This window comes from Vibrio sp. 10N.286.46.A8 (genome assembly GCF_041470165.1).
In the GTDB taxonomy this organism is placed as follows: Bacteria; Pseudomonadota; Gammaproteobacteria; order Enterobacterales; family Vibrionaceae; genus Vibrio; species Vibrio tasmaniensis_A.
Genome location: NZ_JBFRLX010000166.1, coordinates 1 through 17475, shown reverse-complemented (window position 1 = coordinate 17475; position 17475 = coordinate 1). Strand labels below are relative to the sequence as shown.

The following is a 17475-nucleotide window of genomic DNA, read 5'->3' as shown; positions in this document are numbered from 1 at the left end:
GTTATTTCCTAAATTTGGATGTCATTGTTTACAGCGATAGAGCTGTATTAGTAATACGTTGGCAAGCGTTGCCAAACAGGGACAAACAATTAAGAAATAGGAGGGCGATAAGGAGCTTGTGGCGACATGATTGCCTTGTGTGAAGGCTCTTTCTCGATCAAAGCCAATGAACCAATTTGGGTATCAAAAGACTCTGACACAATCAACGGTGGCATTTTAAGCAAGCATACAGAGCCACAGCAGTGGTGTTCTACATTGGGTTGCGCGCTGGAATATGGGAATGAGTCACTGGTGTCGAATGAGGAATCGGTGTTCAGCGATAAGGTTGATAGATTTTGAGTTACCTGCATAGCATTGGCGTTCGCGATATTGTCCACACTGACGGTGGCCACTAACATAGCGAATAGCATAAAAGCATGTACCCAAATTTTGCTTATCAACTTTGGCATGGAATATTGGTCTTTGTGTCCGAACTAAGGTTGGTATGAATCACATTCTGCAACCGCTAAACAGGAAAGCGTAGAACGAGCGCATGATACATCACTCGTTTACGCATCTCTAATTAAACCCAACAAAACTTAGCAGAGCTCAACTTTTATTACGCTTGGTACTGTTTAAGGAACATCTCGACGCTGGAATTAATTATTATTTGCTTGTGCTGCTTATCAGGAGAGGGCGCATGACCAATGATCTGTGGCCAAAATGCAAAAGATTTAAGCAGGGCGATAAACTGAGTGGATGCAAACAATGGGTCGAGTTCAACCAAACGCCCATCAGCCAATGCCGCTTTGATCCAAGTCGTCAGGCCGCTTTCTGCTTGAGAATATTTTTCCATCGCTTGGTGCGCGAGTTCTGCGTTATGAAAATATTCAGAGAACAGTACGCGAGATAAGTCGATGAAACCTTCAGACTCGAGAAGCTCAAGTTCTTGGTTGGCTATAGAGGTAAGTTGTTCATCTAGCGGTTGTTCGGCTTGATAGGGGAACTGAGTCGCTGCGAGTGTTTTGCTCCAAATGCTGTCTAAAATCTCATCCAGTAGCAGTTCTTTACTCGCAAAGTGATTGTAAACCGTGCGCTTTGATACTTCCGCGCGGCTCGATATTTTATCCATGCTGGTGGCTTTATAGCCATGCTCGGTAAACTCTGCGATGGCAGCGGCCACGATAGATTCGCGTTTTCTTTGGCTTAGTGTTTTTTTTACCGTCATCTGGATATTACTCAATATGTCGCGGTTAGCATTGCATACTCTAATTTTACACCAGTAAGTTTACTTTTAGAATACCAATCAGTGTATTGGTAATTAGCACGCTAGCACCTGAATCGCTTTGCAATGAACTGCGGGTGTCATAGAATCGAAAACGTATTCGAATTTTATTGATATCAACGGAAGAGAATAAACAATCAATGAGTAGTATTTTAGAGTGTATTCGTACAGTTGGACGAGGGGAAAGAGGTCGTAAGCCTTTGTCGTTCGAACAAGCCTACCGCATCATGGATGAGTATTTAAGCGGAGAGGTCGGTGACGACCAAATGGCTATGCTACTGATGTTGATTCGTGTGCAGAATGAAACCAATGAAGAAATCGCAGGCTTTGTAAAAGCGTTTCAATCTCGAGTGCCAGACTTAGGTGCTGATATCGATTGGCCGTGTTATGCAGGTAAGCGTAACGATAACGCCAGTGGAAAGCCTTGGAACCTGTTGGCAGCAAAAATTCTAGCTGACAACGGCTATAAAGTATTAATGCATGGCTACATGGACAAACCCAGTGGTCGTACGCATGCCGAAACGCATTTAGAATGTGTCGGCGTTCGCAGCGCGCAAGATCCGCAAGACGCAAAGCAGATTCTAGAAGCCGATGGTATTGCTTACTTGCCTTTGGCGAACTTCGCCCCACAAGCTCAAACTATGATTGGTTGGAAACATCGTTATGGACTGAGAACTCCGATTAATACCGTTGTTCGTGCATTGAACCCTGGTGGTGGACGTTTAGGCTTGCGTGGCAGCTTTCACCCTGGATTCCCACAGCTTCATGCAGAAGTTGAGCATGTGATTGGCAATAAATCCCACTCGGTGATTTCATTTAAAGGCATGAATGGCGAATCAGAATACAACCCCAAGGTAAGCCAAACTGTCTGGATGAGTTCTCCTGAAAAGGTGGAATCTTTCTACTGGGAAGGCACGATGAATGCTGAGCTGCCTCTACCTTCTGAATGTGTACTGGGTACACCGGAAGATGAGATGGAGCTGATGGCGAATAGTGTTGTGGATAGTATGACGGCGATTTTATTCGCAGAAACGCACGATAAGGCTGAAGCTTACTCAAAGGCAGCGCGTTTGTGGGAAGCCTATTGCACTCGTTAGTAGCTACTAGCCAGTCGTTAAGAGCTAGCAAATAACGTATAGCGATTGAAATCGTGAATGAGAAGGTCAGCGAATGCTGGCCTTTTTCGTATATTTACCGTGGTAGGTATTCGCTGTTGAATTAAGTAGGCAATCATTGTCAAGGTGATTGCCTACTCATAACATGTTATTCAACGGTGTTCTGTGCTGTTGACCATGCTGCTTAAGCTTGCCGAACAAGACATGCGTTATGACTGCGCTATTTTAGGAATAGGCCGAAGTCGATCTCTTGTTCTCTTCCGTATTTAACCAGTTTCACTTTCAAGTTGTGTTCTGCTGCAAGATCAATAGCTAAGTTAGACATGCGCTTTATCTCATTAAAACAGCTTGAGATTAGGGGCTTTTCTTGGTTGTCGACAGTAGCGATAAGTGTGTTCTCTGTACCTTCGTTGTCTGCATAAACATACGCGTACATGTTGTTGTCGTGTTGCATAAATTACCTAAGCTGAGCTTTTTATTATTAGTGTGATGAAGGTTACAGTATTTATGTATTCAGGCTAGCTTATGGGAGGAATCAAAGGTAAGAGTTTGTAAGCGGTGTTTAAATTTTTGCTTCATAGGCATGCGTGCAAGCCTTTTGTTACCTCGTTTTTTGCTTTGGTAGGTTTTGCCTATCAATAAAATTGTTGAAATCCATTTAGTAAAATCAAGATTTTAGACAACAATTAAGGTAACACGATAGAAAAATCGATAACAAAACGTATTTTAGGGAGAACGCAATGCATTCTATTAAAGTGAAAGATTACATGACGCCGCAGGTTGTGACATTCACTCCTGACATGCCGTTAAGTCTCGCGTTAGACAGAGTAATGCGCAGCCATCATATGGGTGGTCCAGTCATTGATGATAATGAACAAGTGATTGGTTTCCTTTCTGAACAAGATTTACTCGAGAAGTTAGTGAAGGTGAGCTATTTCTGCCAAGACACGCATATTGTAGGTGATTGTATGTACCAAGAAGTTCTCTCGGTATCACCTGAGTTATCCATTATTGAATTGGCAGATATGATGCAAGTTGGAAAACCCAAAGCTTATCCGGTACTCGATAACAAAAAGCTAGTGGGTATGATTACTCGAACCGATGTTTTGAGAGCAATCGGCAAGAACTTAGATGAATGCTTTAAACATCAGGTATAGTTTTAAACATCATGTATAGTGGTGTGTTAAGAACGATTATTTTTCTCAATACCCTCAATTGAAAAGGCGCACTAGCGCCTTTTTTCTTTGTAGAGCTTTTCTTGGTGGATCTTTTTTGTCGATCCCCTAGTTTGTGGCTGACTAGCTTATAGAGCTTTATTTTGTGGTGTTCCAACTTTTGGAGGTTTCATGTCAAATCAAACTGCGAAGTTTGTAGAAGGTTCAACGATGCGCCACATATTGGTGATGTCGGGGGCTGGCTCTGTTGGTTTGATGGCGTTATTCGTGGTCGATTTACTCGATATGTTGTTCATCAGTATGTTGGGACAAGTCGAATTGGCCGCGGCTGTTGGTTTTGCAGGCACACTGACATTTTTCTCTACCTCCGTTTCGATCGGTACTTCTATTGCTATGGGTGCGTTGGTTTCCAAAGCTATTGGTTCAAAGAATCAAGAACACGCTCGAAACCTCGCTACTAGTATTATGCTGACTGCTTTTGTCATCAGTTTGACGATTACTGCGGTGATGTTCGCCTATATCCCAGAGCTACTTGCTGCGATTGGTGCAAAGGGGGTTGCCGCAGAGCGGGCGCAAGCTTACCTGCAAATCTTATTGCCAAGCGGGCCATTTCTAGCGCTAGCGATGGCTGCGGGTGCAGGCTTGAGAGCTGCAGGTGATGCCAAACGTTCGATGTGGGCGACCTTGTCGGGCGGCATTGTTAACGCGATTCTCGACCCTTTGTTTATTTTTGGTTTTGGTTGGAACATCGAAGGGGCGGCTATCGCTTCTGTCTTTGCTCGTTTTTCGGTACTCTTTTTCTCGCTTTACCCTTTGATTCGCAGTCACCAGCTGGTGGCTCCCCCTTCTTTTGTACAATGGCGCATTAATATTCGACCAATATTGGCTATTGCGCTGCCTGCTATTATCACCAATACCGCAACGCCTATCGGTAATGCGATTGTAACGACGGGGATTGCACAATACGGAGAGGATTTTGTCGCGGGCTTTGCCGTGATAGGTCGTCTGACGCCGGTTTGTTTTGCGGTTATCTTTGCTTTGTCTGGCGCTGTGGGCCCTATTATTGGGCAAAATTTTGGTGCAGAACGAATGGACAGAGTAAAAGAAACACTCAACAACTCATTGTTGGTTACTACGGCGTACACCATCGCCGTTTGTATTCTCTTATACTTTGTCCAAGACTATGTGATCCAAGGCTTTAGCCTACAAGGTGATGCAGCAATTATTGTTGCCGCATTCTGTACCTATGTGGCGTTAACCTTCACCTTCAACGGCGCACTGTTTGTTGCCAACACGTCTTTTAATAACTTAGGTAAACCGCTTTACTCGACAGCACTGAATCTGGGTAAAGCCACTCTCGGTACATTGCCGTTCGTTTACTTAGGCTCGCAATGGTATGGCGCATTGGGTGTGCTGTATGGGCAAGCTTTGGGCAATGTTTTGTTCGGAATACTCGGTACCCTAGTGCTTCGCTATCATATTGCCGAGCTTATGCAAGGTTCCCAAGTTGATCCTGTAGAAGACGATGTGTCGATAGTCAGCTTGAATACACAACCATTCTGTTCACATGATGCCGTTCTTATTGATGATGTATCGGCGAACAGAGAAGAGTGTAAAGAGCTCAAGTCGCAATAACAGCGACACTCCAATATAGATTAGTTGGTTTGTAAATTTCTTCTTGGTCTTGGACAATTTGTTCTTGACCTTGGAGTAGTCTCCAAGGTTTATACTTTTGTTGTACTTAAGGTTCTGTTGCTCATGAGTGAGCAATAACCTCAAGGCTTTTGAGTATTAAGGAGATACATTATGTGCGCAAAACATGCAGCGTGCCGCTCAACAAAAGTGGACGTTCAACCACAAGCGACTGGAGCAAGTTGCTCTAGCCCTAAAATTTCAAGCATTACCGCAGCAGGTACTTCATCTTCATGTTGCAGCTCTTCTGCTACTGCGTCTTCATCGTCAGGAGATGATTGTTGTGGTTCAGACAGTGGAGAAGAAGACAGTCAGTCCTCTACTCAAACTTTAAATGCCCAATTTTCTAAAAGTTGGTTGGTCTCAGGAATGGACTGCCCAGCTTGTGCTAAAAAAATAGAGAAAGCCGTTAGTAACATTGAAGGTGTTATTCAAGCCAAAGTTCTCTTTGCCACCGAAAAGCTAGTTGTGAAATTCGACAATGAAAGTCTTGCCGACACCATTGAACAGGTCTCTATCAAAACGGGCTTCCCTCTTTCGGAAGTTGGTTCTAAAAAAGAAAAACAGCACCCCGAGACTTTTTGGCAAGCTCATATCCAACCTAATTTACAAATTATAGCGATTGCAGCCGCAATGCTCTTCGCAGCACTGTTGAAAAGTACTTCTCCTCAACTAAGTGAAGGTTTGTTTACCGTAACCTGTTTGCTTGGTTTGTATCCAGTGGCCAAGAAAGCAGTTCAGTTGGCACGTTCAGGTACGCCGTTTGCAATCGAAACCTTAATGAGTGTTGCCGCGCTCGGTGCTTTATACCTTGGCGAAACCGCTGAAGCTGCGATGGTTCTGTTACTGTTTTTGATTGGTGAGCGTCTAGAGGCATTTGCTTCATCAAGAGCAAGAAGTGGTGTTCAAGCCTTAATGGCACTGGTGCCAGAAAATGCCACCAAGATTATCAACGGCGACCGTGTTGACGTTGCAGTAAGTGAACTTGCTCCTGGTGACGTGATTGAAGTGGCGGCGGGTTCTCGTTTACCTGCTGATGGTCAACTAATTACCGACGCTGCGAGCTTTGATGAAAGTGCGCTAACGGGTGAGTCTGTTCCTGTCGAACATATAGCAGGCAACAGCATCATGGCTGGTGCTGTGGTGGTCGATAAAGTCGTTCGTATCACCATCACGTCAAAACAGGGTGAGAATGCGATCGACCGTATTCTTCACTTGATTGAAGAAGCAGAATCTCGTAAAGCACCGCTTGAACGTTTCCTCGATAAGTTTAGCCGCTGGTATACACCGTTAATGATGTTAGTGGCTCTTTTGGTCATCATCACCCCACCATTGCTGTTCGCGCAGCCTTGGGAAACCTGGGTTTACCGAGGTCTAGCTCTATTGTTGATTGCTTGTCCGTGTGCGTTGGTAATCTCGACACCTGCTGCAATTACTTCTGGTTTAGCAGCAGCGGCGAAACGTGGCGCATTAATAAAAGGCGGCGCGGCACTAGAGCAGTTAGGGAAAATTCAAACGATTGCCTTCGATAAGACAGGTACGCTGACTGAAGGTAAGCCTCAGGTTACGGATATTCAACCTCTATCAGGTTGGAAACAAGACGCGATGCTTCGTGTAGTTGGGGCGATTGAAGTTGGTTCGACTCATCCTTTGGCGCAATCGCTTGTCGCTAAAGTTAAAGAGCTGAATGTTGAGATCCCTGAGTCACACAACAAGAAAGCGCTCATTGGTAGCGGTGTTGAAGGCGATGTCGATGGTGTTAAGTATCAGGTTTTATCACCGTCTAAAGTCACGTTCGCTCTTGGACCCGATGTGGTTTCTCAGGTAGAAGCATTAGAAGGCGAGGGCAAGACGGTTGTGGTTGCTCTTGAGCTTAAAGATCTAGAAGAGTCAACAGAACAAGCTACGACTGTGATTGGTTTGATTGCTTGGCAAGATACGTTACGTAGTGACGCTAAGCTTGCGATTGAACGACTTAATGACTTGGGTATTCAATCAATCATGCTCACAGGGGATAACCCACGAAGCGCAGCAGCGATCAGCAGCAAAATTGGTATGCAATATAAAGCGAGCCTGCTTCCAAGTGACAAGGTGTCTTATGTTGAAGAGTTATCTCAACAGTCACATGTTGCTATGGTCGGTGATGGCATCAACGATGCGCCAGCAATGAAAACGGCGAATGTCGGTATTGCTATGGGTGGTGGTACTGATGTTGCGCTTGAAACGGCAGATTCAGCACTGACTCACAACCGTTTAACTGAGCTGCCCGCGATGATTGAATTGTCGCAAGCGACTATGAATAACATTCGTCAAAACGTAGCACTAGCGCTCGGTTTGAAAGGTGTGTTCTTGGTGACCAGTTTGCTTGGTATTACAGGGCTTTGGGTTGCCGTTCTTGCAGATAGTGGCGCGACAGCTCTGGTGACACTCAACGCACTGCGCCTGCTTCGATTCAAGTCTAAAGCGGATTAAGTTCAGCTCTCAGACATAGACGCTCTTAATTTTAAAAGCGTCTTATATAAGAAGCATCTCGCATAAAAGCGCCTTTAGCGGTCATACGTTAAAGGCGTTTTTTGTCTCATTAGTATGCAACGCAGCCGTTCGGATTGCTTATTTTTGTGATGCCAATCGGTTTTTCGTGAAACCTGAAATGTTGTTGCGATCATTGGTGTGATGTTCGTCACTTCATTTCATTGTGAGCTTGGTTAGAGTGTGTTCGTACCCCACGAATTTACTATGAGCTTAAATAAGGGTAAAAAGCCCAATAAGCCAAAAGGAGCGAACTATGTCTCAAGCTGTTTTCCACTTAGGTGTTACTGAAGCAGATCTTAACGGTGCTACTCTTGCGATCATTCCTGGTGATCCTGCTCGTGTGCAAAAAATTGCAGAAGAGATGGAGAATCCCGTATTTCTTGCGAGTCACCGTGAATACACGCTTTACCGCGCAGAGCTAGACGGTAAGCCAGTTGTTGTATGTTCAACAGGTATCGGCGGCCCATCTACTTCTATCGCAGTTGAAGAGCTTGCTCAGCTTGGCGTTCGTACTTTCCTACGTGTTGGGACGACTGGTGCGATCCAACCTCACGTAAACGTGGGTGACATGATTGTTTCTACGGGTTCTGTTCGTCTAGACGGCGCTAGCCTGCACTTCGCTCCTATGGAGTTCCCAGCAGTTGCTGATTTCGAAGTTGCTACAGCAATGAAAGCAGCAGTTGAAGAATCAGGCGCAGCAGTTCACATGGGCGTAACCGCTTCAAGTGACACTTTCTACCCAGGTCAAGAGCGCTACGACACGTTCTCTGGTCGCGTGGTTAAGCGTTTCCAAGGTTCTATGCAAGAATGGCAAGACATGGGTGTTCTTAACTTCGAAATGGAATCTGCAACGCTACTAACAATGTGTGCAAGTTCTGGTTTGAAAGCAGGTTGTGTTGCTGGTGTGATCATCAACCGTACTCAAAAAGAGATACCTGATCACGAGACACTAAAAGTAACGGAAGCGCGCTCAATCAAAGTGGTTGTAGAAGCTGCTCGTAAAATGCTTTAAGTCGGTAACAGTACTTTTAGTTTTCAAGTGCTTTAAGTCTTCAAGTGCTTTAAGTCTTAAAACGACTTCAAATTTTGAAAATGGCCACATCGAATGATGTGGCCATTTTTTTGCGTGTTTACAAGTCCTTTGAGCTTTTTACCTTGTCAATACGGGCGGGGTAGTGGATATAAGTCATTTACTACGATTGGCATAATCGTTACGGGTACAAAAAAGGCGAGTGACTTAAGTGGTCATTCGCCTTTTTGTTTTTTGAGAATTCGATATGTTCGAGTTTCTTAAATTAGCACTCTAAATCTTCATCACCACCGGCAGCGGTAAACCATGCCGCGAGATGTGTTTTAAGATCTTTTAATTCGTCAGGGCCAATCAATGCTAGGCCAAGATCTTCTGCTCGTGTGATGTCATTATGACGAAGAGGGCGGAAGCTCACCAACATTGCACGGGCCTGTAGGCCACCTAGCAGGTCTCTGAGCGATTCCAGCTTGTACAAGGTATCATCGCCATCATCTCGCATACCTTTGGTCTTACACTCGATGATGTGCAGCTTATTGTTCACTACAGAAGCAACATCAAGCTCATTACGAACTTCGCGCTCACCGAGCTGACGATAAACCTGAACATTCAAAGAGCGATCTTGAATGGTCGGCATGTCATCTTGGATCTGCTTAACGGTGCTATGAACCAATGTTTCAAGCCATTCGCCGTTTGAGAAGCGTCGCGCGTCTTCATTGGCAAACGTCAAAATACCATTGTCATAAGTGGCAATCTTAGCTTCAACCAAATCGCTCAACAGCATGTTCAGCTCGCGATAACCTTGTTGCTTCTCAGACAAGCCCACATCAAGCCTCTGTTCTTTACGGCAGGTTGTTGCAAGGTAGTTCAATGTAGCAAGACCTGGGCCTAATTCTAATGCGTTACTTGCCCAACGCTCACCCAGTTCATACAGTTTTTGGTCAAGTTGCGGAGACAGTTGTACATCGCTGAATTCACCACGAGCACCGAATACCGTTAAGTAGTCATCGATAGTGATGCGGTCTTGAACTTGTGCGTCTTCTTTACCATTCGGGTAAAGCCAGCACAGTTTGTCACTGTTTGGTTCAACAACAAAGATTGGCCAGTGGTAAGTACGAAATACTTCGTAGACAGACAGTAGGCGGTGACGAAGGCCACAACTTGCGTTGAGCTTCACTTCTTGTCCCCGAGCTTTTAAGTCTTCAGCAAGGTTTTGGATCGATTCTTTAATTGCAGAGGTGTTTACGATAGTTGGAATCTCGAAAAATTCACTCGTAATATCACGCTTCTGCAAAACGCTGTCTAAGCGTTGATAGATACTGATTTGATTTTTGTCACCGATGAACACGATGTGAGTGCTGATCGTTCGGTTGTCGAGTAGTGGGGTGATCAACCGAATGGGGTCTTGATCGATAATGCCAACATGAACAGCCATATAAATTCCTTAATAGCGGCTCGCTCATAAAGGTGAAAGAAAAACGGGAAGCAGCAAGCCTTTATAATCATATAATGACAAAGCTCATAAAAAACAAGGGCAACCCTTGATAAAAGTTGCCCTTGTTCAATTAGTTATCACTATTGGGTGAGATATCCCAACATTTCAGGTGAATATCTATTGGTTCTTCGTTTACTTATAGCTTGAATTGATGAACTAAATCGCCTTGCTGGTTTGCCAGAATTGTTAGGTTTTGGCTTGCCTCTGCAATTGATGACATCGCTTGATAACTCTTATCAGCAATCTGGTTGATGTCTTCAATGTTACGCGCGATATCACCCGAAGTTTCACTCTGCTCAGCCGCGGCTTGAGAAATGTGCGTACTCATTCGACTGATTTCTAGAATCAATGCCTGAATTTCTTCCATAGCACTATTAGCACTTGAAGCTTGTTCAACCGACATATCCATATCGCTCATGCAGCTTTCAATCACATTACTTGCTGTTTTAGAACTTGATTGTAGGTTACTGATCATGGTCTCAATTTCAGACGTCGATTGAGTTGTCTTTTGTGCCAGTACTCGGACTTCATCTGCAACTACAGCAAATCCACGGCCTTGTTCACCAGCGCGTGCGGCCTCGATTGCTGCGTTGAGTGCAAGTAGGTTGGTTTGATCAGCAATACCACGAATAACATCGAGGATAGAGCCAATCTGGCTACTCATTTGTTGTAGCTCGCCTACAGCACCCACGGATTCAGTCAGACGTACCTCAAGTTGATTAATGGTACTGATGTTGGTGTTCATGACCTGGCGACCTGATTCAGAAGCCGATTCTACTTGTTGAACCATAGTTAATGAGCTTTGTGCGCTGTTTGCTACTTCTTGTACAGAGTGAGACATTTGTGTCATTGCCGTTGCGACGGTTGCTGTTTGTTCACGCTGGCTGTTCAATTGAGCCTGTGTCTCAGAAGAGGTTTTTTGGTTTACGCTTGCAGTATTGGTTAGGTCATCTGAAGCGTCATTCAGTTTCACCAGAATATTGTGCAGGTTGTCGGCTAAGGTATTGATGTGACGGCTTACTCGGCTGAATTCGTTGTCGTATCGAATATCGATACGCTGAGTCATATCTCCTTCAGTCAGGCCTTCTAATGTACCTAGGATACGCGTTAGTGGCTCTCTTACACTATGTGCAATGTGGTAACCAATTGCTGCAGCGAATACGGTGACAACAATGCCAATTGCAATCGCTTTGAATAGACCGTTGTCGTAGATGCTGCTCGCATCTGCTAATGATGAGTTGAGTTGCTCTTCCGCTGTGACGTTGAAAGAATCCAGTACCGCCATTGCTTGGTCGACTTCAACGGCTAGATTAGCAATGTTGATGTACAAGGCTTCTTTCGCTTTCAGATAGTTATTATGTTTATCTAAAACACCGCCTTTTTGTCCCACGTCTTTGGTGAAATTTTTAACCGATTCATCGAAAACATTTTTAATCGCAGGCAATTGTGTTGCTAAGCCACGGTACGCGTAGTTTAGGTGGGTAACGGCTTTTTTGTTTTGGTTGACGGCTTTTTGTACGAAGGCAACATCAGAACTTGCTAGTGCATCAGAGGTAATCACCTCCGCGTCTTGTAGTTTAATAAAGTAGCTCTTTGCCATCACTTTTACAGAGATGCTTTTTTGGTCGGCAACGTACTCTTTCATGCCAACGGTCAATTCTGAATGTAAGCGTTGGAAATCACGTGATGCTTTTTGTACTTGCTCTTGCGCCTCAAACATAGCTATGTAGTTGTTCATCGCTTCATCTGCTTCGGTGAAGTAACGTTCTTCCATTGCTCTTAATTGCGTGATGCGCTCAGTGAGCGAGATATTGTCTTGGCTTGCTGTTTCTAGGCTACCTAGAACTTCAGAAAAAGCGTTTTGTGATGCAGCAAACTCAGTACGCATTGCAGACATACGCTCAGAATTTTGTGTGGTTAAGAAGTCTTTAAATGACTTGTCAGCGGAAAGTAATTGGACACTTGTTTGGTTTGAAAGCGCAACCAGCGGCAATGAGACTTTTGAGACGCTCTCAAAATTGCTATGTATCTGATTCATGCTGCTCATCATGATGGTTATCGTGACTGCGAACATGATGATGATCAGTGCGAAACCAGCGTACATACGCTTGATCACAGATCCCTTCATGACTTTCTCCCTAAATAAATGTGGACCTAATACCAGGTCAAAACAAAACTAACAAAATTATCAGGATTCTATTGAGCTCGGCTTACGCATTTTATGACGCACACGTCAAAAATAGCCCTTTGTCCTAACCAATATGCCATTCTTGAGAGGCAAGGCGTGTTTTTTTTGATTTGAACGGTGTTTTTTATTATGCTTTAAAGCAGGTTTATTGTGGTTTGATGCGGCATAGCGCATACTCAAAGCATTAAAAAATAAATGTTTTATCGGAGAGACAGATGGCTGAAGAAACCATTTTTAGTAAGATCATCAATAAAGAAATCCCAGCAGATCTACTATACCAAGACGATTTAGTAACCGCATTTCGCGATATTAACCCTCGTGCTCCTAGTCATATTCTAATTATTCCTAACAAGCTGATTCCAACAACGAATGATGTTGAAGCGGAAGATGAAGCAATGATGGGACGTATGTTTACTGTTGCTCGTAAGTTAGCAAAAGAAGAAGGCATTGCAGAAGACGGCTATCGTCTTATTGTGAACTGCAATTCTCACGGTGGGCAAGAGGTTTACCATATTCACATGCATTTGGTTGGTGGCCGCCCGCTTGGCCCGCTTTTAATGAGTTAATTAAAAGGCTAATCAGCTAACGAAACAGTTAATGATCTCATTAATACAAGTTAATGGTTAATTAACATAAACAGCGAGTTGGAAAATTTGTTGTTTGTATGCCAACTTTTAGTTTTATCTGTTGTCTGAATATCGGCATCGATTAGGTAGAGCCTAAAAAGCAAGGTATCCACTTGCTTAAGATCCTTTTAACAAAGTTGGCATTTTAAACATGCACGGAGACGATAAGTGAAGCACCAGTTTAGATTCGCTTCCATTGCCCTGTTGTCGGCGTTGACAGCGGGTTGTGCGAATATGTCGGCAGGGAGCCTGTTCAGTCATTACAGCGCGCAAAACAAAGAAATTTACCAAGCAGTCAAGTCTGGGGATTATTCAACGGCTCAACAAGAGTTACCAGATTACGTAGCTGGTGACATTCTTGATAACTTTGAAAAAGGTAGAATTAATCTACTTGATCAAAAATATCCTGAGAGTAAGTCGTCGCTCGAACTGGCCGATCAGGCAGTGAAGGAGCAGCAAAGTAAAGCGGTGATCTCTGTATCAGACAGTGCAACCAGTGTCGGCGCGTTGGCTGTGAATGACAATATTACCGAGTATGTGCCTGCTGACTATGAGTTGGGTTTTCTGCATTTATATCTTGGTTTGAATTATTTAAAGAAAAACGACTTAGAAGGTGCGGTGATCGAAATGCGTCGCGCTAACCAAGTTCAGGAACAAGCCAAGAAACAACGTGAAGCTGAGTTAGAAAGTGCTGCTAGCGACGCAAAATCTCAAGGATTGTCTGCCAACGTGGGTAGTATTCTTGCGAATTATCCTGATGCGGGTAAAAAGCTGCAATCTGTGCAAAATGCGTATCTGATGTTTTTGTCTGGCCTGCTTTACGAAGCATCTAACGATCTGAACAGCGCTTATGTGGACTATCGACGTGCTTTGGCCATCATGCCTGAGAATCAAGAAATCATCGATAGAACCATGGCAACAGCTGCTCGCTTAGGCATGCGACAAGATTTAGCAACACTGAAAAAGCGCTACAAACAGTCATCTAAGTTAGGGGCAAGCGAAGGGCGAGTAATTGTGCTTCAAGAACAAAGTGCAGTTCAAGCGATGGACAGTTGGCGATTAGATTTACCTATTTATGACAGTCGCGATCAGGGCGCAATATACTCTCTGGCGCTGCCATATTATCCGAGCCAAAGCGTAGAACGCTTTTCTGCGCTACGAATCAGCGGGCAACCGTTGTCTGAGCATTTGATTACGGATGTGAATGCGATGGCGCAGAATGATTTATCTGAACGTATGACGAGCATTGTTATTCGCCAAGCGTTACGTGTGGTCGCGAAAGACCGCATCCGTAAAGAAGCAACTCAAGGTAACGATGTCGGTAACATTTTGTTCAATGTCTGGAATGCATTCACGGAACAACCAGACACTCGAAGCTGGCAATCTTTACCTGCGGAAATAAAGACCAGCACGTTTGTAGCAAACAGTGGTCAATATACGTTAGAAGCGGGCACTAAAACGTATGACTTTGATATTCGAGAAGGGCAGACCACTTTGGTGTGGATTTCTCGACAAGGAAACAATGCAACAATGTGGCATAAACAGCTAGGGAGGCTGTAATGAAAAAGTGGTTAGTGAGCTTAGCAGCGGTTATGGCTCTGGCTGGTTGTGCTGATAATACAGCTGGCGTAAGGGTAGATAGTCAAACTCAGAACGTTTTCTTTGGTGATAAGGTATTGGGTAGCCGCTTACAGGTTGAAGATATCCGTACTGACCTCGTCGACGGTCATACGCGAGGAATCGTGCGTTTAAACAGTAACTATAAAGGCGATCAACATATCCTTTATCGCTTTTACTGGTACGACGATGCTGGTCTTGAGGTCAACCTAAAGCAAGGCCCTTGGAAGCAAGCGATTGTTCGTGGCTTTGAAAGTATTTCGTTGTCGGAAGTGTCGGTAAATCCGAAAGCGACTCAGTTCAGAGTTCAGTTCAGAGAGCAGTAAACTTTCGTTTGGAACCGCTCATATTTAGAGTGGTTCCAAGCTTTATAGCAAAGACGAGATAGAACGGGTCTAAGGATTCGAAAATACAAAAATTTAAGAGAGTGGGTAACCCCACTTAGTGATTAGTTAAGGAAACAAAATGAAAAAGAGTGTCATTGCGCTACTAGGTTTAGCGGTTATTTTAGGCGGTTGTTCAAACAAGGTAAGCTACGGTGATGCACAATCAGTAGAAACCACGACAATCGATTTCGGTTCAACTGACCTTCAAACGATTGCGGGCGAAATGGTCGATAGCATGATGGCGTCTGGTTCTGTGTCTTATATTACTCGTGAGCAACGTCCAATCGTGTTCGTAGAGCGAATCAAGAACAAAACAAGTGAGCACATCGATACTGAGTCAATCACTGATACCATCAGTACTAAAATGCTGAACTCTGGTAAGTTCCGTTTCGTTGATATGGACCGTGTAGAGTCTGTTCGTGAACAATTGAATTTCCAAAATAACGATGAGCTTGTAAATCAAAGCTCAGCAATCCAATTTGGTAAAATGGTTGGTGCTCAGTACATGTTGTACGGCAACCTATCAAGCATCGTTAAGAAAGCGGGCAGCGACGAAGACGTATACTACAAAATGACCATGCGCCTAATGGATCTTGAGTCTGGCTTGATTGAATGGGCTGACGAGACTGAAATCCGTAAGCAACAATCTAAGAGCTTGCTGGGCTTTTAATTAAGTTTACTTGGCTTAGTCATGCCTCAACGCAGTACATGTTATTTGCTGTGATTGGTATTAATGAAGAGGCACTGGCTTTTGGTCAGTGCCTTTTTTGTAGGGAAATTAAGACGTTTATAGGGCAGTTAAGACGTTTATAGGGAGTAAATATGGCGATTTTTTCTTGGTCTGAAGCAAAGCTTCTTGATACCAGTTTGAGTTCTCTTGATAGCTACTTTTCTGAGCCTCCAATCAGAGCACAGACACTGACAGGTGGGTTGACTAATCGATGTTGGAAATTGGTTTTAGCCGATGGCACCGCGTATGTTTGGCGTCCAATTACCCCCATCACCAAAGCGTTCTTCATCTCTCGCCATGAAGAGTATCAAGTACTGTCTGCTATTGAGCGTCTAGATATCGGACCAAGTCCGATAGTGGTCAATGAGCAAGGCTTACTGGTTGAATGGATCGCGGGTGAGACGTTGTACGAAGGACTCGAGCAGGATGATTTACTGAAGACGCTGATCTCAGTGCATTTGGTTAATACTGCGCGACTGCCGCTCCAACCGTTCAGCTATACGGCTCGAGTTGACCACTACTGGCTTCAGCTTGATGCGGTTCATAAGACTGAAACCTGCACCAAGATTTATCAAGAGTGGCGCGTGGCTCCAAGTATCCCAAGTGTAGGCCTGTCTTTGTGTCATTTTGATCTCGGTGGCTATAACCTTGTGAAGAATCAAGATGGGATTAAGATCATTGACTGGGAATACGCAGCGCTAGCAGACCCAAGGCTTGATCTTACGCTGACTATTGCTGTTGCCCGATTACCAGTTATAGAAGCTGTTAATAAGTACTGTCAGCTAAGAGGTATCCATGATCCCCAATCTTGGCTTGACGGAGTAGAAGCCTGGTTACCAAGAAGCCAAATGATGGCAATGCTGTGGTATTTACTTGCTCATCAGCTATGGGGCGATGACAGTTATCTGCGTGAAGCAGAGGCTCTTAGTCACACTTTATGTAGCTATGATCACGTTTAGGAAGTGAAAAATATAATTTCAGAGGTCTTCCCTTTAAAACCTTGTTTTTCGTGTTAGATTGATCAAAACGTACCAATATTCAATGGGGGAGGTACAATGATTATCTATCTACACGGCTTCGACTCAACAAGCCCGGGCAATCACGAAAAAATACTGCAGTTGCAATTCATTGATGATGACGTTCGTTTCATCAACTACAGTACTTTGCATCCAAAACACGATATGCAGCATTTGCTAAAAGAAGTGCATAAAGTGATAGAGCAATCCGATGATCCACATCCAATCATTTGTGGTGTAGGTTTGGGTGGTTTTTGGTCTGAGCGTATTGGTTTCTTATGTGGTATTAAGCAGGTGGTGTTCAACCCTAATCTGCACCCTGAGAACAACATGGTAGGTCGAATTGATCGCCCAGAAGAGTACGAAGACATCGCGACTAAGTGTGTCGCTCAGTATCGTATGAAGAACAAAGGACGCTGTTTAGTAGTGCTTTCTCGTGAAGATGAAATTCACGACAATACGAAAACAGCTTCTGCTCTAGAAGATTACTACGAAGTTGTCTGGGACGAAAAAGAGAGTCATAAGTTCAAAAAGATCTCTCAACACTTACAGGCAATGAAGGCGTTTAAAAACGCTTAAGGATTACCGCCATTTTATAAAACAGCACTCAAT

Annotated in this window: 16 protein-coding genes; 11 read left to right on the top strand and 5 right to left on the bottom strand. The window is 44.1% G+C overall.

Features of this window, described 5'->3' with window-relative positions:
* Window positions 1–89: 89 nt before the first annotated feature.
* Together AB4232_RS16105 and AB4232_RS16100 are read right to left on the bottom strand one after the other, a co-directional pair.
* A complete protein-coding gene (locus AB4232_RS16105; protein ID WP_372087510.1) occupies window positions 90–449 on the bottom strand; it encodes a hypothetical protein in 360 nt (119 codons plus the stop codon).
* A gap of 149 nt (window positions 450–598) precedes the next feature.
* A complete protein-coding gene (locus AB4232_RS16100) occupies window positions 599–1207 on the bottom strand; it encodes a TetR/AcrR family transcriptional regulator (RefSeq protein ID WP_009847169.1) in 609 nt (202 codons plus the stop codon).
* A gap of 167 nt (window positions 1208–1374) precedes the next feature.
* On the opposite strand from AB4232_RS16100, the gene AB4232_RS16095 reads away from it, so the two are divergent.
* Complete coding sequence (locus AB4232_RS16095) at window positions 1375–2361, top strand: glycosyl transferase family protein (RefSeq protein WP_017096890.1); 987 nt, start codon at window positions 1375–1377, stop codon at window positions 2359–2361.
* A 238-nt stretch (window positions 2362–2599) separates the two neighbouring features.
* Here the strand turns inward: AB4232_RS16095 and AB4232_RS16090 are convergent, their stop codons facing one another.
* Window positions 2600–2833 (bottom strand): hypothetical protein, encoded by a 234-nt coding sequence (locus AB4232_RS16090; RefSeq protein ID WP_012604416.1) that lies wholly within the window; start codon window positions 2831–2833, stop codon window positions 2600–2602.
* A gap of 286 nt (window positions 2834–3119) precedes the next feature.
* Here AB4232_RS16090 and AB4232_RS16085 point away from each other — a divergent pair, with 286 nt between their 5' ends.
* From AB4232_RS16085 to udp, 4 genes are all read left to right on the top strand, one after another.
* Window positions 3120–3536, top strand: a complete 417-nt coding sequence (locus AB4232_RS16085) for a CBS domain-containing protein (protein WP_009847166.1) — start codon at window positions 3120–3122, stop codon at window positions 3534–3536.
* Between the two features lie 189 nt (window positions 3537–3725).
* Window positions 3726–5189 carry an MATE family efflux transporter gene (locus AB4232_RS16080; protein ID WP_065679604.1) on the top strand — a complete coding sequence of 488 codons (1464 nt, stop codon included), beginning with the start codon at window positions 3726–3728 and terminating at the stop codon, window positions 5187–5189.
* 171 nt (window positions 5190–5360) lie between these two features.
* Window positions 5361–7718 carry a zinc/cadmium/mercury/lead-transporting ATPase gene (locus tag AB4232_RS16075; RefSeq protein WP_135384820.1) on the top strand — a complete coding sequence of 786 codons (2358 nt, stop codon included), beginning with the start codon at window positions 5361–5363 and terminating at the stop codon, window positions 7716–7718.
* A gap of 313 nt (window positions 7719–8031) precedes the next feature.
* Entirely contained in the window at window positions 8032–8790 is a 759-nt protein-coding gene (udp, locus tag AB4232_RS16070; RefSeq protein WP_009847163.1) for a uridine phosphorylase, read from the top strand.
* A 283-nt stretch (window positions 8791–9073) separates the two neighbouring features.
* On the opposite strand, the gene AB4232_RS16065 is transcribed toward udp, so the two are convergent.
* Window positions 9074–10240 carry a DUF1887 family protein gene (locus tag AB4232_RS16065; protein WP_009847162.1) on the bottom strand — a complete coding sequence of 389 codons (1167 nt, stop codon included), beginning with the start codon at window positions 10238–10240 and terminating at the stop codon, window positions 9074–9076.
* A gap of 196 nt (window positions 10241–10436) precedes the next feature.
* Window positions 10437–12428 (bottom strand): methyl-accepting chemotaxis protein, encoded by a 1992-nt coding sequence (locus AB4232_RS16060; RefSeq protein WP_372087508.1) that lies wholly within the window; start codon window positions 12426–12428, stop codon window positions 10437–10439.
* Between the two features lie 275 nt (window positions 12429–12703).
* On the opposite strand from AB4232_RS16060, the gene hinT reads away from it, so the two are divergent.
* From hinT to ycfP, 6 genes are all read left to right on the top strand, one after another.
* Window positions 12704–13054, top strand: a complete 351-nt coding sequence (gene hinT, locus AB4232_RS16055; protein WP_009847160.1) for a purine nucleoside phosphoramidase — start codon at window positions 12704–12706, stop codon at window positions 13052–13054.
* Window positions 13055–13282: 228 nt separating this feature from the next.
* The gene (locus AB4232_RS16050; RefSeq protein ID WP_372087506.1) at window positions 13283–14674 is read left to right on the top strand and encodes a COG3014 family protein; all 1392 of its coding nucleotides are present in this window, start codon (window positions 13283–13285) and stop codon (window positions 14672–14674) included.
* On the top strand, window positions 14674–15057 hold the full coding sequence (locus AB4232_RS16045) for a YcfL family protein (protein WP_009847158.1): 384 nt from the start codon (window positions 14674–14676) through the stop codon (window positions 15055–15057). Before AB4232_RS16050 ends, AB4232_RS16045 begins: the two co-directional genes overlap by 1 nt.
* Before the next feature lie 139 nt (window positions 15058–15196).
* Window positions 15197–15787, top strand: a complete 591-nt coding sequence (gene lpoB, locus AB4232_RS16040) for a penicillin-binding protein activator LpoB (RefSeq protein ID WP_009847157.1) — start codon at window positions 15197–15199, stop codon at window positions 15785–15787.
* Window positions 15788–15939: 152 nt separating this feature from the next.
* Window positions 15940–16806 carry a phosphotransferase gene (locus tag AB4232_RS16035; RefSeq protein ID WP_372087505.1) on the top strand — a complete coding sequence of 289 codons (867 nt, stop codon included), beginning with the start codon at window positions 15940–15942 and terminating at the stop codon, window positions 16804–16806.
* A gap of 96 nt (window positions 16807–16902) precedes the next feature.
* A complete protein-coding gene (gene ycfP / locus AB4232_RS16030) occupies window positions 16903–17442 on the top strand; it encodes an alpha/beta hydrolase YcfP (protein WP_012604408.1) in 540 nt (179 codons plus the stop codon).
* Window positions 17443–17475 lie beyond the last annotated feature (33 nt).

Coding starts and splice junctions, on each gene's coding strand:
- AB4232_RS16105 (WP_372087510.1), bottom strand. CDS start 449: ATGCCAAAGTTGATAAGCAAAATTTGGGTACATGCTTTTATGCTATTC.
- AB4232_RS16100 (WP_009847169.1), bottom strand. CDS start 1,207: ATGACGGTAAAAAAAACACTAAGCCAAAGAAAACGCGAATCTATCGTG.
- AB4232_RS16090 (WP_012604416.1), bottom strand. CDS start 2,833: ATGCAACACGACAACAACATGTACGCGTATGTTTATGCAGACAACGAA.
- AB4232_RS16085 (WP_009847166.1), top strand. CDS start 3,120: ATGCATTCTATTAAAGTGAAAGATTACATGACGCCGCAGGTTGTGACA.
- AB4232_RS16080 (WP_065679604.1), top strand. CDS start 3,726: ATGTCAAATCAAACTGCGAAGTTTGTAGAAGGTTCAACGATGCGCCAC.
- AB4232_RS16075 (WP_135384820.1), top strand. CDS start 5,361: ATGTGCGCAAAACATGCAGCGTGCCGCTCAACAAAAGTGGACGTTCAA.
- udp (WP_009847163.1), top strand. CDS start 8,032: ATGTCTCAAGCTGTTTTCCACTTAGGTGTTACTGAAGCAGATCTTAAC.
- AB4232_RS16065 (WP_009847162.1), bottom strand. CDS start 10,240: ATGGCTGTTCATGTTGGCATTATCGATCAAGACCCCATTCGGTTGATC.
- AB4232_RS16060 (WP_372087508.1), bottom strand. CDS start 12,428: ATGAAGGGATCTGTGATCAAGCGTATGTACGCTGGTTTCGCACTGATC.
- hinT (WP_009847160.1), top strand. CDS start 12,704: ATGGCTGAAGAAACCATTTTTAGTAAGATCATCAATAAAGAAATCCCA.
- AB4232_RS16045 (WP_009847158.1), top strand. CDS start 14,674: ATGAAAAAGTGGTTAGTGAGCTTAGCAGCGGTTATGGCTCTGGCTGGT.
- lpoB (WP_009847157.1), top strand. CDS start 15,197: ATGAAAAAGAGTGTCATTGCGCTACTAGGTTTAGCGGTTATTTTAGGC.
- AB4232_RS16035 (WP_372087505.1), top strand. CDS start 15,940: ATGGCGATTTTTTCTTGGTCTGAAGCAAAGCTTCTTGATACCAGTTTG.
- ycfP (WP_012604408.1), top strand. CDS start 16,903: ATGATTATCTATCTACACGGCTTCGACTCAACAAGCCCGGGCAATCAC.